The sequence below is a fragment of the Vibrio sp. Sgm 5 genome, assembly GCF_026241575.1.
GTDB lineage: Bacteria > Pseudomonadota > Gammaproteobacteria > Enterobacterales > Vibrionaceae > Vibrio > Vibrio jasicida.
The window spans coordinates 15692-29697 of record NZ_JAPHPY010000004.1 but is presented as its reverse complement, the minus strand read 5'-3'; the positions used below and the strand labels follow the sequence as shown (position 1 = coordinate 29697).

The following is a 14006-nucleotide window of genomic DNA, read 5'->3' as shown; positions in this document are numbered from 1 at the left end:
TTGCCTTTACCTTTAAAAGATATTATCTATAAAGATGTCGTTCGGTTAAGGCATTACTGGACCTGATGCAGCAAGGCTTACTTTGATACGACCTTTATATTTACCAGCTCGTGCAAAGCCTGAATCTTCAGGTTTCACGTAAATTGGATGCTTGTTGATCTTGTTCACCAAGTGCTCACCAACTGATGGAAGCGGAGTTGCCATTTGCTCCATGCCATGGTGGTTTTTAGTGTTCGCAACGGTTTCAGAGCCAATTTTTACTTTATAGTTAATTTTCATGCCCATATTGTGTTTAGTAACACCGCGAAGTTTGTAAGCGGTTACTGAGAAGTCCAAATCAGTACCGTAGTTACACCAAGCGCGTAAGTTACCAACTAACACTTTCTTGTTGTTGAACCCGTTATCCCACGAATCTGAGTGCACTTTGTTTGCTTTACGCAGAACATTGTTTTTCACATCTTTCTTACCGATTCGTAGTAAACAACGTTTTGGCACACGACCTTCAATACGAATCGTTTTTTGGTCAGTTTTGCTCAGCGTTGTAAAGTCTACTGGGTTGTTAAACTGAACCGCAGAAGCGCCAAAAGAAAGTGAAGCAGCAGCTGCAGCTACAGCTGAAGCAAGAAGTAACTTTTTCATAACTCAATCCCTCGTTAGTAATGAATGCATATCGTTGCATCGCTCTACTAGCTTATGAGGGGAGGAGTCTCTCAACCTCACCGACAAAGGTGAGATGATGTTATTAGTTAGGGTGAAAAAGGGGTGAACTTGGTTCAACTCTATTTGATTACACCCTGACTAATGTTGAATTAATCAATAATCCTTTTTTATTTCTTATAGTTAGCTTAGAACTGATCTTTTGCCATCGCCATTAACTCGTAGCGAGAATGCACATCTAATTTATGCAATACGTTGGACGCATGAGTTTTGACCGTATTCACACTCACATTTGAGTGTCTTGCGATTTGCGTATTAGAGAGACCTTGAAGCATGAGTTTGCACACTTCACTCTCTCTTTTGGTAAGCAAGAATTTAGAGCTAAGCTCTTCGGCCGCGACGACAGGGTTTTCAGTCCCCTGTTGGTAGTGATGAATGGCTTTATTTAAGATGTGGCGCGGGAACCAAACATCGCCATTTGCGACCGCAGAGACGGCTTTGGGAAGCAGTTCCAGTCCATGGCAAATCTGCCCTGAGTAGCCTTTTTCTAGCCACTCTAATGAGGTTTGGGAGCTGACATTAACGGCGATCCACTTTTCATCTCGTTCGTTAGGCGCAATACCATATCGTTTAGGGCATGGCATGGTCTGTACGTCGAACAATATGATTGAGTTGAGACTGTTTTCATCCAACTGGGTGAAGCGGTCGCTATTGACGAAGTTGACGTATGGAAAGGAAACCTTAATTAAGTCGCGAATCACCCTAGAGTATGAATTATCTCGACTTAAAAGGTGTACAACAAAATGCTGAGTACTGAATTCCATGGCAAATATTCCTGTAGGTCTAGTCTTTGATTTTTTATTAACCTAGTTCTCAACGCGTTGATGTATAAAAGTATTTAACGAATAGACTGCGGCATATGATTCATGCATTTTCATATTGTTGTAAGCAAAACTACGCTAACAAATCATGTGCACCTGTATTAAAAAAGGTTAGTACCAAATGACTAGAATACAAATATCGATAAGACAATAAGTTAGGAAAATAAGCGGTGAAGCTAGAGCGGGCGGAGTATGAAAAGGTATGAAAAGAATCACCCCTGATGCGCAACTTTGTCAGCATCAGGGGTGATATTGGGGTGAGTTAGGAAGGATAATTACAAATCTTCTTCCCAAACAACGAGATCGCCTTTCGGCCAGTTGTGACCAATTTCATGATACTTTTGTTCAAGCACATGACGTTTTATCTTGAGTGTTGGTGTGAGCACGCCATTCTCTATACTCCACGGGTCTTGGATCATCAATACCCCTTTAATCTGTTCATGAGACTCTAAATCTTGGTTCATTCTCTCAATCACTTTACGAGTGGTACGAGCGTAGCGCTCTCGATCAAAGTTCGGGAAGTCATGTGGCACGACCAACAGAATCGGTGCAGGCAGACCTAAGCCGATCAAGCACATCATTTCTACACGGCTGTACTCAAAGAGCTTATTCTCAATTGGTACTGGAGCAACAAACTTACCCTTGGCGGTTTTAAAGGTGTCCTTTTTACGACCTTGAATGGTGAGGTAGCCTTCCGCATCAATAAAGCCGATATCGCCTGTATGCAGCCAACCATCGCTGTCAAATGACTCTTGAGTTGCGATGTCGTTTTTGTAATAACCCGAGAATAAGCCGTTACCACGAACCATGATTTCATCATCGTCAGCAATTTTGAGTTCAATACCTGGGCCTGCATTACCAACCGAACCAATTTTATCTGCTCGGAATGGGTAGTTGAGGGTGCTGTAAGCGAAAGATTCGGTCATGCCCCAAGCTTCGGTAATGTTGAGGCCGACACTGCGGTACCACTCCAATAAGGCAGGAGATACTGGCGCAGAGCCACATCCCAATACACGTGCTTGATCAAGGCCAAGGCCGTCAGCCAGCTTCTTCTTAATAAGAGAGTTGACGAAAGGAATCTTCAACAGAATATTGAGTTTTTTCTGTGGCAGTTTGTCTTGAATACGTTGTTGGAACAGTGTCCATAAGCGTGGCACGGAGATAAACAGCGTAGGGCGGTGCATCTTCACGTCTTCGATAAAAGTATCGAGTGACTCTGGGAAAGCAGTCGTTACGCCACCCATGACTGACGAGCCAAAGATGTATACCCGCTCAGTAATGTGCGCAAGCGGCAAGTAAGAGAACAAGCGATCGTTTTCTTGTATACCAATATGGTTGATCAGTTGTTGTACTGACCAACTGAACGCGCCATAGGTCAGCATTGCGCCTTTAGGCAGGCCAGAAGTACCAGATGTATAAACCAGAGACATTAGCTTATCATCGTAGTGCTGAGGACGCTCCTCACTCGGCTGCGCATTAGCGATCAATGCTTTAAATTGATGTTGGCACTTCGGCGCGGTATCGTAAGGTAAAGCAATGCTGATCACATCAGGCATGGCATCAATGACTTGTTGGGTCGCGGCCGGATCATCCAACTTACCGCCTATGATCGCTTTACTTTCACTGTGTGTGAGGCAGTACTCAATGGTATCTGCACCCGCAGTCGGGAAAATAGGTACGCTGACGTAATCGCCGAGCATCATGGCAAGGTCACAGATAAACCATTCGGCACAGTTTTTTGAAACCAGCGCGACTTTATCGCCCGGCTGAATCCCCAAATTGCGCAAAGCGGTAACCAATTTTAGTGCTTGGTCGGCCACTTCGGCGTAGGTGAACTCAACAAACTGTCGGTTGATGATTTGTTTTAAGTAGACTTCATCTGGGCGCTCCGCTGCCCATTTGAGAATCATTTCATTTGGTGGTGGGAGAGCGCAAGTCTGCTCACTTAACTCGTTAGGCTGAATCATTCTCTAACTCCATGTTAATCGCAGGTTTGTTGTTGTTAATGTAATGTTAACGATAGCATGAGTGTGATTATTTGGGGAGAGAAAAAACAGTAACTTGCTGTCAAGGATCACAGCTTATCGATTCTTTGGGCCAAAGTACGGTTAAGTCCATCATTAAGGTGTATTGGTGAGGTGCTTTTTATAGTGCTGATAAAGCTTCATCACTTTCGCGACATAGAGCCGAGTTTCCTCAATTGGCAGTGCTTGTGTCAGTCGAAAATAGACTTCTTCATCATTTAATTTATTCATTTCTTTAGTAAAATTTGGAATGGACTGTGTATAAGACAAGTAGCGCATTAAATTCGATAAACCGCAGTTGTAGGCCGCAATTGCGAGTAAGGTTCGACTCTTTTCTGAGTGAATAGCGTGTAAATACTCCGTTTCGAGAATATGTAAATATGCCGTGCCTATATCGATATTAAACTCAGGCTCAAACAATGCTTCTCTTTCTATCCTTCGGCCAAAATAGAGCTGCTGAGAGACTTCTAATGCTCCACCGTTTTCCATTACCTGCATCAAGCCAATTGCATCGGCATGAGATACCGCATTGGGGTTAAATGCGCTTTCCGTATGAATGACAGCAAGAATAAGAGCAGGATCAATCTGCCATTGTTTTGATGCTGCGACGATGGTGGGTAAATACTGTAACGCCGCAGGCGATGTTGGCTTTTTGATGAACGAATAAACGGTTTGGGAAGAAGGCGTATTTTTTCCTCGAAGTTCAATAACGTGATTTCTTGAACTGGTAGAGGCGGTTGGAGCAGGTTTTAGCCTGAGCTTCTTATTGTTCAATGATTGCCGATTTTGTTGAGCAACGGAGTTTTTGTCTACCGCAGTCATTTTTGCTTGAATTGGGTAAGAGGCATAAAGCAAAACACTGCTCAAGACGATGAGAAGGTGGTTTTTGAATAATGGAGAGTAGAAAGACATCTCGACTCCGGTTAAAAGTGTTTGTGCCCTTTTCTTAATTTATCGTGCAACCATTGATGGTATTTGCCGTAGTCAGAGTGTATTGGCCAAATCAACGAGGCGTACAGCTGCTTCCCAAATAACGCACTTTCGCTGGGGGCCTTTGCTAACACCCCCTGATGCATGGAGTTATCAATCGTATGTTGCGGAAGGAACGCCATGCCTTTTTTAGCAATACACAATTCCATGATGGTACTGATGTCATCGAGTATCCACATGTTGTTTTTGGCTACATTCGAAAGGTCGATCAAATCTTCGCACCCATCCAATAAGAGTAGTCGAGACTCAGTGGGCTTACCCTCTTGAATTAACTCTCGATGCACAATCCAATTGCAGTTGACGGTAAAAAGCTCATCAATATTAAAGTCTAATTTGGTGCGGTGATAAGGGTTGCAGATGGCAATATCGATTTGGTTATTATTGACGTATTGACCCAGAATTCGACTTGGTTTAGTGACGACAGTAAGTTCAATTTCAGGAAAGGCTTCTGAGAACTCAATGAGTGCACTTTTGACTTCGTTGTTAAACACCAGAGAATCAATGCCGACTCGCATATGGTATAGATCAGTTCTCAACAGGGATTCGGCGATTTGGCTCAGTTCGTTGTACTTGTTGATGATGGGCGTTGCCAGCTGATAGATCTTCTTTCCCCGTTCTGTTGGTTCAACTTGTTTGTTGCTTCTGTCTATTAGCAGATAGCCTAGCTCCTCTTCTAAGCTCTTCACCGCACCACTTACCGTCGATTGAGACTTACCTAACTTTCTCGCTCCACTGCTGAAAGAACCATAAGTGATCACGGCATGAAAAGAGATCAGATTGTCGAAGGGCAGTTTCATCGAGGTGCTTCCTCTTTCCTCTAGTCCTTAAGTTTTAGCTTAATGGGTATGAAGAAGGCTTAACTAACAATTTAGCTAAGTGTGACATGTGTCACAGTTTGGGTTTGTGGTACAAAATCTTATTTTTGCCAGTCAAAGAAGAAGAGTGATAGCTAATTGACTGAACTGTAGATAGAAGTTTTTTCTGATACCTCTAAAGAATAAGGACAATTGGAATACAGAGTATTGGCAGAATCGGTCACACCGATGTTGTTCATTTTTGAGACAGTGATCCGGTGTCTACGATCAAAGTGCTAAGCAATTAGTACGAAACAAGGAAAGAGGGACAAACCATGATTACTAAACTTTATGTAGACATTACAAACTACCTAAATGAACTTAAAAATGATGAGCAAGGTGTAACTGCTATTGAGTACGGATTAATCGGTGTTGCAATGGCGGCATTCTTGATTCTTACCTTCGCTTCTGATGGATCTCTTATTACGGCATTGGATGGAGCGTTTGATGACATTGCTGCTGACTTGGATGCATTCTGAAACTAAAACAGGTTTTCCAAATATTGAATGTTGTTTTTATACATCACGTTAGCAACAGTCTGTCTTGTTGTGTCGCTTTCTGATATCAGAGAGCGAACCATCAAAAACAGTCACGTATTGGTGATTGCCGTTTTAGCGATTGCGATTGGCATTGCAGACTTTTCACTATCAAGTCTTTGGGTTTTAGGTATTTGTTGGTCTGCTTTGCTTTTCCTCCATGTAATTAGGGTACTTGGAGGAGGGGACGTAAAACTTATTGCTGCTTTTTCTTTCTCACTCCCAACTCAAAGCCTTTTAGAGGCATTGATTTTCGTTGGGATATACGGAGGGATATTGGCAGTAACCTACCTGATACTACCGCGACCATCTCACGTTACTGGAGAGGGTAAGAAATCTCAGATCGGGCTCCCCTACGGTGTTGCAATTTGTTGTGGGTTTTATACGGCACTTCTTTTGAAAACATCCGTTTAAAAAACGGGAGGGGCGTATGCGATCTCGTATAGGGATGGTTTTTGCACTGTTAGCATTACTGTTTGGAGGCATCGGACTTTACAACCATATGACTGCCCAGCCTCAACAGCAAAATCCAACCGTATCCCAACCAAGCAATTCAGATGAGCCACAGGCTCATTATGTTCAGGTCTGGCGTGCGAAGAGCAATCTAGAGCGCGGAACACCTATTGAAATCGATGATGTTCAAAAAGAGCAGATGTTGCTTAATATCGCTTTAGAAGAGGGGATTAACTCCGATATAAAGCTGGATTTCTCACCGTCTACTCTCCTTTCAAAAAACATTGAAGCTGGAAAAATCGTCTTCTCTGAATATCAAGTTAAAGAAAACGATCCTCGTTATATCGACCTTCTCATTACCGAAGGGAAAGAGCCGTATTCTTTACTGGTGAGTACTCGTAACTTGGTCAAAGGTTATATCCGTCCAGGTACTAGTGTTGATGTGCTTTCCGTGGGCTCCCCAAAAGAAAACTTATCCGATGAAGATACCGACGCAATTGATTTTAGTGGCGTGAATGCACAATTGATTTTGAGAAACGTCAAAGTGCTCAGTGTCGGTAATACCAAAGAGCCAGTGGACTCCCGAGTTAAATCAAATGTCTCAAGTGAAGATGATCATCAAATAGTCATCGTTGTTGAAGTCGAGCCCAGTGAGATCGCCAAGTTATCTATCGCGCAGAAAACGATGCATCTAGAGGTATATCGAAGCCATCGCTATAAAGATCCTGTTTTCGCGGAAGTTCGTGATGTGATCGGCAATTATAGTGGCGTGACCGAGTTAAGAGGATCTTCTCGTCAATCTGCCCAAGGAGAGGAGCTGTGATGAAAACAAAAAGGATATTCTCATACGCTTGGTTTTTGGTGTTTTTATTTAGTTTTTCCGCTTTCTCTGGTGATCGTTATATCACGGTCAGTGATGGTCAACACATTGAGGTGAAAGAACCGATCTCGACCGTATTTGTCAGTGACCCTGAAATCGTCGACTACAACGTTGTAAATGAAAATACCGTCGTTGTTTTTGCCAAGGATGTCGGGCAAGCCAGATTCATCATTTACGGTAAATCGAAGAAAGTGCTGCTCTCTGACCGAATTATTGTCGATATTGATCTGTCGTTGGTCCGACGTCAAATCAAGCTTCACTACCCTGAACTCAACATCAAAGTGGAATCGGTGGGTAATCAGGTCGCAGTGAGTGGGGTTGTTGAATCTGAACAGCAACGTGATGATATTTATCGAATGGTCGCTACTTTGCTCGGAAGAGACAAAACGGAGAAGTGGGAAGAGACCCAAGTCTTGGAGTTTGAAAGTGATGCTTACGATGTTGAAGAACCTCAAAGCATGATCTTTGCTCGCAATATGACGTGGGAAGGCATATTAGAACTTATTGAGGTCGCGACGGATCAACAGGTCAATGTGAAAATATCGGTCGCTCAAGTGACAGAAACGTTCGCTCAAACTGTAGGTGTGGATTGGTCTTCTGTTGGCGCGGATGTCGGTGAGTTTTTATTCCAACAATTTGATGCTGCCGATCTCACCACTTTGATCACTGCACTTGGTAATGAAAACGTTGCCCAAGTCCTCGCCGAGCCAAACCTTACCGTTATCTCAGGAGAGTCTGCCAGCTTCTTAGTTGGTGGTGAAGTCCCTGTGATTGTTACCACCAATAATAATATCAACATTACCTTTCGAGAGTTTGGTATCAAACTCGACCTTACCGCGAAAGTCCTTCATGAGGGCAAAATTCGAATGCGTCTCATGCCTGAAGTTAGCGAAGTAGAAAGATACATTCGCTCTGCTGGGCTGGAAGTACCCCAATTTGCGACTCGAAGAGCGATGACCACGATTGAACTTGGTGATGGCGATAGTTTTGTACTTGGTGGGCTGATGAGTAGTGCCGATTTAGAAGAGCTGCAAAAAATTCCACTTCTTGGCGATATTCCTGTTCTCGGCGCTGCGTTTCGCAAAGCCTCTACAGATAGACGACGCACGGAGCTGATCATTGTTGCGACCGTTAATCTTGTCAAACCAATGAAGAAGAAAGACATCCAAATGCCCTACATGAGCAAAACGTCGACACTTCGCCGTTGGTTGAAAATTTCGGATAGTGAAGAAGGCAACAAAGGCAATGACCCAACCATTCAATTGCTGTCTCAGGGAGGTTTTATTCAATGAAAACTTTATTTGTGGCAGTGCTAAGCGCGTTATTACTTTCTGGGTGTGCTGAGCGTTATTTCAATGGACCAGGAGCGGAAGCGCTTATTTACCCTGAAACCCATATCTATCAGTTTACGGTGAAATCTACTCAACAAACGGAAGAAAAGTTGAACATGATTTTTGACACGGTTGACGAGATAGATTCAGGGGCGAGTTACCTTGTTGAATATCGGAGCAATAAGGGTAAAAAAGTGGTTTATAAATCACTTAAAGACAAGACGGCGTTGCGTTTGAGAGCGGATGAGTTTGTTGTGCGCCAAAACAGTTCGCTGTCGAATGACATCCAACTGACGATTACTTACCACGCATTAGTGACGCACCAGTGCGCACCTTCTGAGATAGAAGAGGTGAATGTCAGTCGGAATTGCTTTTCTGAAGTAGCTCGGATGAAGCAAGTCTCACACAAGGAACGTATCGTGGAGGGATTGTGATGTTTGACTTAGGAAAATCTCTCAAAGAGAGCAAACCGCAAATCATAGAAAGTGCACATGGGCCAACAGGGTGTGTACTGCTTTACCAGAGCTTAGAGTGTATGTCTCTGGTTCAAGAAATGTTCGAGTTTGAGGGGTGGAGTGCACCAACGTGCGTAAAACAGAGTTCGGTTCCTAAAGGTTTTTACTCTGAGCAAAGTGGGAATATTGTCATTCTTGAACTCACGGAGTCATCTGACATTGTCACGGATGCTCAAGCGTTAACCAACCAAATGCCGACCCACAAAGGTATTATTGTCATCGGTACAGAAGACTCCATCTGCGTCTTACGTCAGCTCAAAGAGTTAGGGTTCTATTATCTTTATTGGCCAATCAACAAGCACGAGTTTGCTGATTTCGTCATGAATGTACATCGTAATTTGCAGACTTACACAGGGGTAAGTAAACAGCGAAAAGCAAAGCGTGTTGCAGTTGTCGGAAGCAAAGGTGGGATAGGGACGTCGTTTATTGCCACTGAAATTAGCTCGAAGTTAGCCGCCAATAATATCGATAATGTGTTGGTCGACCATCAATACAATGACAGCAATATTGATGTGCTCCTTGCGTTAGATGACTTCAAATCTCGCTCCATCGACGAATACTCTGTCCCTATCCATGAGTTAGATACGGAAGGGGCATTAAGTCATCTGACCAAAGTGCGTAAAAACCTACGTTTACTTTCACTTAATAGTGACCGATCTCAGTCAGACATTTTCAGTTATAGCCAGACACTTTGCGAATTATTGAGTCGAAACACCAACTTTATGATCGAAGACTTCTCGGGAAGCGTCGACTTTCGTGTTGACCCCAATATGTTGATTGAAAATTACGACGTGGTCGTGGTGGTTTTTGAGCCTTCGGTTTCTTCCGTCCGCAATGCCAAAGCGTTACTTGAACAGCTTGAGAATAAGCAGCTTTCAATGAGCAAGCGGATCCGGATTATTACACTTGCAAATCACCACCGACCAGAGAACACGTTTGTTATCGAACAAAATGATCTCCAGAAATATCTTGGTTCTGAAGTCAATCTTGATATGGGGTATTGTCGCTCACTGGCTCACCTTCTTATTGAGGGCAAGCGCGCGCACAAACACGATCGAAATATCAATCATGCTATCGATGATCTTACTCGTTTGATCAATGGACAATCCACTCAACATGCTAGCGGTTGGCTCGCTAGATTGGGGGTAAGATGAGTTCAAATAAAGAGATCTACACGGCTTTTCGGTCACAGATTTTTGAGGCTCTAGATGTTGAAGCAATACAAAGCCTTTCTCGTTTGGAAATTGAAGGGCAAATCCGAAACGCTGTCGATGTTTTAGCGACGAACTTTGATCGTCCAGTCACGACCATGATGAAGTCAAGTTTGGTCAAAAGCATGCTGGATGAACTCTTTGGTCTTGGGCCGATTCAATCGCTGGTTGATGACCGAGCGATAACCGACATCATGGTAAATGGCCCCAATAACGTCTTTTTTGAGAAGCATGGCAAATTAGAAAAGTCGGACATTACCTTCATCGATGAAGAGCAAGTCCTGACGATAGCAAAACAAATTGCTGCGCGGATCGGACGTCGTGTGGATGAGCTTTCTCCTACCGTAGATGCGCGTCTTGAGGACGGTAGTCGTGTCAACATCGTTATCCCACCCATTGCCTTAGATGGTACCTCAATTTCGATACGTAAATTCCGCGAACAAAATATCGGGCTAGAAGAGCTTGTTGATTTTGGTTCACTGTCGATGGACATGGCGAGATTGTTATCAATTGCTTCCCGTTGCCGAATGAACATTCTGATCTCGGGTGGTACGGGTTCAGGTAAAACCACCTTATTGAATTCGCTTTCACAATACATCAGTGAAGACGAGCGTATTGTGACAATTGAGGATGCGGCAGAGCTTCGTTTAGAGCAACCCAACCTAGTTCGCCTAGAAACGAGAGCGGAGAGTGTGGAACACACGGGCTTAGTGACTCAGCGTGATTTGGTTATTAATGCGCTTCGTATGCGCCCTGATCGAATCATCCTCGGTGAGTGTCGCGGCTCAGAAGCATTTGAGATGCTCCAAGCAATGAATACGGGTCACGAAGGCTCCATGTCGACACTGCATGCTAACTCGCCACGAGATGCAATATCACGCGTGGAATCCATGGTAATGATGGCGAACTTAAATCAGCCTCTCGATGCTATTCGACGCGCGATTGTGAGTGCTATTGAGCTGGTGGTTCAAGTGAACCGACTGCGTGATGGTTCAAGGAAAATAACCAGCATCTCTGAAATCGTAGGGCTCGAAGGCGATAGCGTGGTGATGGAGGAAATCTTCCGTTTTCAATACGACGAAGTGGGTTATGGTGAAGCAGTAAGAGGACGCTTTATGACCGAGGGCCTTATGCAGCGCTCCGAGCTTGTTAAAAAAGCACATTTTTACGGCTTGTATGAAGAGCTGATGCAAGCCTTCCAAGGAGCAAGATCATGATGTTATGGATTGCTTTTATCTTATTTGGTATTGCCGTTTTGCTTTTAACGAGCCATCGAAGAAGCAAAATAGGGAATTATTTTCCAGAGACTGAAGTCGACGAAGATATTATTGCGGCGATTAATTTGAACGCATTGATGGAACAAAAGCGTTGGCAGAGATTCAAAAATAATTTATCTCCCGCAATAAAGGTTTTAGGACCAAGAGCAAACTTTATTATTTTTGTGTTTATCGTTCTTTCTGCTTATTTAAGTTATTACGTCATTTATGAAGTTCTCAATATTAAATCAATGCTACTTTCTATTGGTATTTTTACATTTTCAGTAGTTTGGGCCTATTACTGGTTGAAAAATAAACGTCGCTTAGATTTCGAGAAGAAGTTTCCGGACGCATTGAACATTTTGATGAGTGCCGTAACCGCGGGTGAGAGTTTAATGCATGCTTTTTCTTTTGTTGGCGAAAACATGGAAGGAGAAGTCGGGCGAGAATTTAAAGAAATGGGGGATCGACTTAAGCTGGGGGAAAATGCAGAAAAGGTGTTACTTCGCTCTTGTAAAGCATTTCCTTACCCTGAATACATCTTCTTTACCATTACGATACGCGCCAATATTAACCGTGGTGGACAACTAAAAAATGTATTGGCAAGGCTAATTCGCATTTTGGTTGATGCCAGAACGTTAGAGTCGAAAAAAATGGCGATGACCTCTGAGGCTCGTATCTCCGCTAAAGTAGTCGCTGCAATACCGATCGCATTTGCATTCATGGTCAATCAAATTGATCCGAGCCACATCGACTTTATTCTTAATGACCCTCAAGGGCGGATGGTACTTTACTATGTTGTAGGTAGTGAGGTGTTAGGTTTATTCGTTGTTTGGCTTCTTGTAAAAGGAGTAAGACGATGATTTTATCACTGAGTATTTTATTGATTATTTTTTCGTTGTCATTTTTGATTTATGACTATTATTTCACTCGTAAAAAAGAGTTGGTACTGAGCAAGTATCTTAAATATGGCCAAAAACAACCAACAAAGAAAAAAATCGATTCCTTCATTGTTAAATTTGGTGAAGGAAACAAAAAAGATTTAGAGCAAAAACTTATTAACGCCGGATACTACAATAAAGATTTAGCGAAATATTACTTCCCTTTAAAAGCAGTTGTTTTTCTTTTAGTAACCGTATTTATATGGTTGTTAGACATGGCATTAATTAATAAGTTATTAGTTTCAATCATTGCTGTTATTAGTATCATCATTGTTCCAGATCTGTTACTCGAGATGCGAAAGCGCATGTTAGTGCGAAAGGTTTCGAAAAACCTTCCTTATGTCCTCGATATTATGTCTGTTTGCGTGCAAACCGGTATGACAATTGAAGCGTCGTTTGCGTATTTAGCACAAGAGCTAAAAATCTTCGATAAAGATTTATGTTATCAAATCAATAAAACATCAGAAGCCGGCAAAGTACATGGGATAGAAAAAGCATTGCATGATCTTTCCGTTCGCTTGCCTGCACCAGAAATCAACAGCTTTGTCTTAACGATTATTCAAAACCTTCACTATGGTGCATCCGTTGCGAATGTTTTAAGTGATTTAGCCGAAGATATGCGTCGGATTCAATTACTCGAAATTGAAGAGAAAATGGGTAAATTGTCAGCCAAAATGAGTGTGCCTTTGATCTTGCTGATCATGTTTCCAATCGTCATTTTTATTCTTGCTCCTGGCTTTTTACAAATCGACTTTACGAGCTTTAGGGGGGGTAAATAATGAATAAGGCGACTTTTTTGAGTATTCCACTACTTTTGCTGTTTGGTTGCTCTTCCACAATAGAGAGTGAAGAGAGTGTGGTGCAAAACATGGAGCGTGTTGATAACCATACAGGCCTGATTAATCACTATAAAGGGCATCTAGAAAAGCGACCTGAAGACGTCCAGATCATGCAGGAACTTGCAAAAGTGTATTTTGATAAGGGCGATATCGAGTCGGCTAAGTTTTATGCTGACCATTTGCTCAATCAAGGGGGGAAGAATAGTGAGCTCCTGCAATTAAGAGGTCAGATTCATAGCCAAGATGGTGAAGATTCTTTGGCTCTGAAACGCTATAAAAGCTCGATCGAAATGGGCAACAACAGCGGAGAAATCTATGTTTTATCGGGCATCTCCTATTGCAATACCGACCAGTTCTCTCAAGCAAAAAATGCGTTCAATCAAGCTCGTCTAAAAGGCTATAACGACGTGGCGGTGAAAAACAATTTAGCCGTAGTTTATCTTGCACAACGACAGTATGACGACGTGATATCGCTATTGGTTCCTGTTTATCAAGAGAACCCAAGTAACCAGAAAGTGCGAGCGAATTTGGCTATCGCACTGTTCAAAGTAGGGGATGTCTATCAAGCGAGAGATTTACTTGAAGGAGCATTTACCGATTCTCAAGTAGCGCAAATCTCGAGGAAGTTACACCGGTAA

The 14006-nt window shown here is 42.8% G+C and carries 15 protein-coding genes; 10 read left to right on the top strand and 5 right to left on the bottom strand.

All coding sequences use genetic code 11. The annotated features are described in order from the left end of the window. Nucleotides 1–45: 45 nt before the first annotated feature. The 5 genes from OQJ86_RS03400 to OQJ86_RS03380 form a co-directional block, all read right to left on the bottom strand. Nucleotides 46–639, bottom strand: a complete 594-nt coding sequence (locus OQJ86_RS03400) for a hypothetical protein (RefSeq protein WP_038865931.1) — start codon at nucleotides 637–639, stop codon at nucleotides 46–48. Nucleotides 640–845: 206 nt separating this feature from the next. After that, nucleotides 846–1481 carry a response regulator transcription factor gene (locus OQJ86_RS03395; protein WP_038865932.1) on the bottom strand — a complete coding sequence of 212 codons (636 nt, stop codon included), beginning with the start codon at nucleotides 1479–1481 and terminating at the stop codon, nucleotides 846–848. Nucleotides 1482–1813: 332 nt separating this feature from the next. Further along, on the bottom strand, nucleotides 1814–3505 hold the full coding sequence (locus OQJ86_RS03390) for an AMP-binding protein (RefSeq protein WP_038865934.1): 1692 nt from the start codon (nucleotides 3503–3505) through the stop codon (nucleotides 1814–1816). Between the two features lie 153 nt (nucleotides 3506–3658). Then, a complete protein-coding gene (locus OQJ86_RS03385) occupies nucleotides 3659–4474 on the bottom strand; it encodes a transglycosylase SLT domain-containing protein (RefSeq protein WP_045420994.1) in 816 nt (271 codons plus the stop codon). Between the two features lie 11 nt (nucleotides 4475–4485). After that, complete coding sequence (locus OQJ86_RS03380) at nucleotides 4486–5349, bottom strand: LysR family transcriptional regulator (RefSeq protein ID WP_038865937.1); 864 nt, start codon at nucleotides 5347–5349, stop codon at nucleotides 4486–4488. A 332-nt stretch (nucleotides 5350–5681) separates the two neighbouring features. On the opposite strand from OQJ86_RS03380, the gene OQJ86_RS03375 reads away from it, so the two are divergent. From OQJ86_RS03375 to OQJ86_RS03330, 10 genes are read left to right on the top strand one after another with little or no spacing between them, the layout of a single operon-like run. Next, nucleotides 5682–5885, top strand: coding sequence for a Flp family type IVb pilin (locus OQJ86_RS03375; protein ID WP_038865939.1), 204 nt, complete (start codon nucleotides 5682–5684; stop codon nucleotides 5883–5885). A gap of 27 nt (nucleotides 5886–5912) precedes the next feature. Continuing rightward, nucleotides 5913–6356, top strand: coding sequence for an A24 family peptidase (locus tag OQJ86_RS03370; protein ID WP_038865941.1), 444 nt, complete (start codon nucleotides 5913–5915; stop codon nucleotides 6354–6356). Between the two features lie 16 nt (nucleotides 6357–6372). Next, entirely contained in the window at nucleotides 6373–7218 is an 846-nt protein-coding gene (cpaB, locus tag OQJ86_RS03365; protein ID WP_265986324.1) for a Flp pilus assembly protein CpaB, read from the top strand. Further along, a complete protein-coding gene (locus OQJ86_RS03360) occupies nucleotides 7218–8567 on the top strand; it encodes a type II and III secretion system protein family protein (RefSeq protein WP_050566679.1) in 1350 nt (449 codons plus the stop codon). The genes cpaB and OQJ86_RS03360 overlap by 1 nt, the downstream gene beginning before the upstream one ends. Next, complete coding sequence (locus OQJ86_RS03355; protein WP_038865944.1) at nucleotides 8564–9040, top strand: hypothetical protein; 477 nt, start codon at nucleotides 8564–8566, stop codon at nucleotides 9038–9040. The genes OQJ86_RS03360 and OQJ86_RS03355 overlap by 4 nt, the downstream gene beginning before the upstream one ends. After that, nucleotides 9040–10275 (top strand): chromosome partitioning protein ParA, encoded by a 1236-nt coding sequence (locus tag OQJ86_RS03350; RefSeq protein WP_038865945.1) that lies wholly within the window; start codon nucleotides 9040–9042, stop codon nucleotides 10273–10275. The genes OQJ86_RS03355 and OQJ86_RS03350 overlap by 1 nt, the downstream gene beginning before the upstream one ends. After that, nucleotides 10272–11549 (top strand): CpaF family protein, encoded by a 1278-nt coding sequence (locus OQJ86_RS03345; RefSeq protein ID WP_038879009.1) that lies wholly within the window; start codon nucleotides 10272–10274, stop codon nucleotides 11547–11549. The genes OQJ86_RS03350 and OQJ86_RS03345 overlap by 4 nt, the downstream gene beginning before the upstream one ends. Beyond that, nucleotides 11549–12451 (top strand): type II secretion system F family protein, encoded by a 903-nt coding sequence (locus tag OQJ86_RS03340; RefSeq protein ID WP_265986589.1) that lies wholly within the window; start codon nucleotides 11549–11551, stop codon nucleotides 12449–12451. Before OQJ86_RS03345 ends, OQJ86_RS03340 begins: the two co-directional genes overlap by 1 nt. Then, the gene (locus OQJ86_RS03335) at nucleotides 12448–13308 is read left to right on the top strand and encodes a type II secretion system F family protein (protein WP_265986320.1); all 861 of its coding nucleotides are present in this window, start codon (nucleotides 12448–12450) and stop codon (nucleotides 13306–13308) included. The genes OQJ86_RS03340 and OQJ86_RS03335 overlap by 4 nt, the downstream gene beginning before the upstream one ends. Continuing rightward, a complete protein-coding gene (locus OQJ86_RS03330; RefSeq protein WP_265986319.1) occupies nucleotides 13308–14006 on the top strand; it encodes a tetratricopeptide repeat protein in 699 nt (232 codons plus the stop codon). The genes OQJ86_RS03335 and OQJ86_RS03330 overlap by 1 nt, the downstream gene beginning before the upstream one ends.

Excerpts from the sequence above, each read along its gene's own strand:
- OQJ86_RS03400 (WP_038865931.1), bottom strand. The coding sequence starts at position 639 with ATGAAAAAGTTACTTCTTGCTTCAGCTGTAGCTGCAGCTGCTGCTTCA.
- OQJ86_RS03395 (WP_038865932.1), bottom strand. The coding sequence starts at position 1,481 with ATGGAATTCAGTACTCAGCATTTTGTTGTACACCTTTTAAGTCGAGAT.
- OQJ86_RS03390 (WP_038865934.1), bottom strand. The coding sequence starts at position 3,505 with ATGATTCAGCCTAACGAGTTAAGTGAGCAGACTTGCGCTCTCCCACCA.
- OQJ86_RS03385 (WP_045420994.1), bottom strand. The coding sequence starts at position 4,474 with ATGTCTTTCTACTCTCCATTATTCAAAAACCACCTTCTCATCGTCTTG.
- OQJ86_RS03380 (WP_038865937.1), bottom strand. The coding sequence starts at position 5,349 with ATGAAACTGCCCTTCGACAATCTGATCTCTTTTCATGCCGTGATCACT.
- OQJ86_RS03375 (WP_038865939.1), top strand. The coding sequence starts at position 5,682 with ATGATTACTAAACTTTATGTAGACATTACAAACTACCTAAATGAACTT.
- OQJ86_RS03370 (WP_038865941.1), top strand. The coding sequence starts at position 5,913 with ATGTTGTTTTTATACATCACGTTAGCAACAGTCTGTCTTGTTGTGTCG.
- cpaB (WP_265986324.1), top strand. The coding sequence starts at position 6,373 with ATGCGATCTCGTATAGGGATGGTTTTTGCACTGTTAGCATTACTGTTT.
- OQJ86_RS03360 (WP_050566679.1), top strand. The coding sequence starts at position 7,218 with ATGAAAACAAAAAGGATATTCTCATACGCTTGGTTTTTGGTGTTTTTA.
- OQJ86_RS03355 (WP_038865944.1), top strand. The coding sequence starts at position 8,564 with ATGAAAACTTTATTTGTGGCAGTGCTAAGCGCGTTATTACTTTCTGGG.
- OQJ86_RS03350 (WP_038865945.1), top strand. The coding sequence starts at position 9,040 with ATGTTTGACTTAGGAAAATCTCTCAAAGAGAGCAAACCGCAAATCATA.
- OQJ86_RS03345 (WP_038879009.1), top strand. The coding sequence starts at position 10,272 with ATGAGTTCAAATAAAGAGATCTACACGGCTTTTCGGTCACAGATTTTT.
- OQJ86_RS03340 (WP_265986589.1), top strand. The coding sequence starts at position 11,549 with ATGTTATGGATTGCTTTTATCTTATTTGGTATTGCCGTTTTGCTTTTA.
- OQJ86_RS03335 (WP_265986320.1), top strand. The coding sequence starts at position 12,448 with ATGATTTTATCACTGAGTATTTTATTGATTATTTTTTCGTTGTCATTT.
- OQJ86_RS03330 (WP_265986319.1), top strand. The coding sequence starts at position 13,308 with ATGAATAAGGCGACTTTTTTGAGTATTCCACTACTTTTGCTGTTTGGT.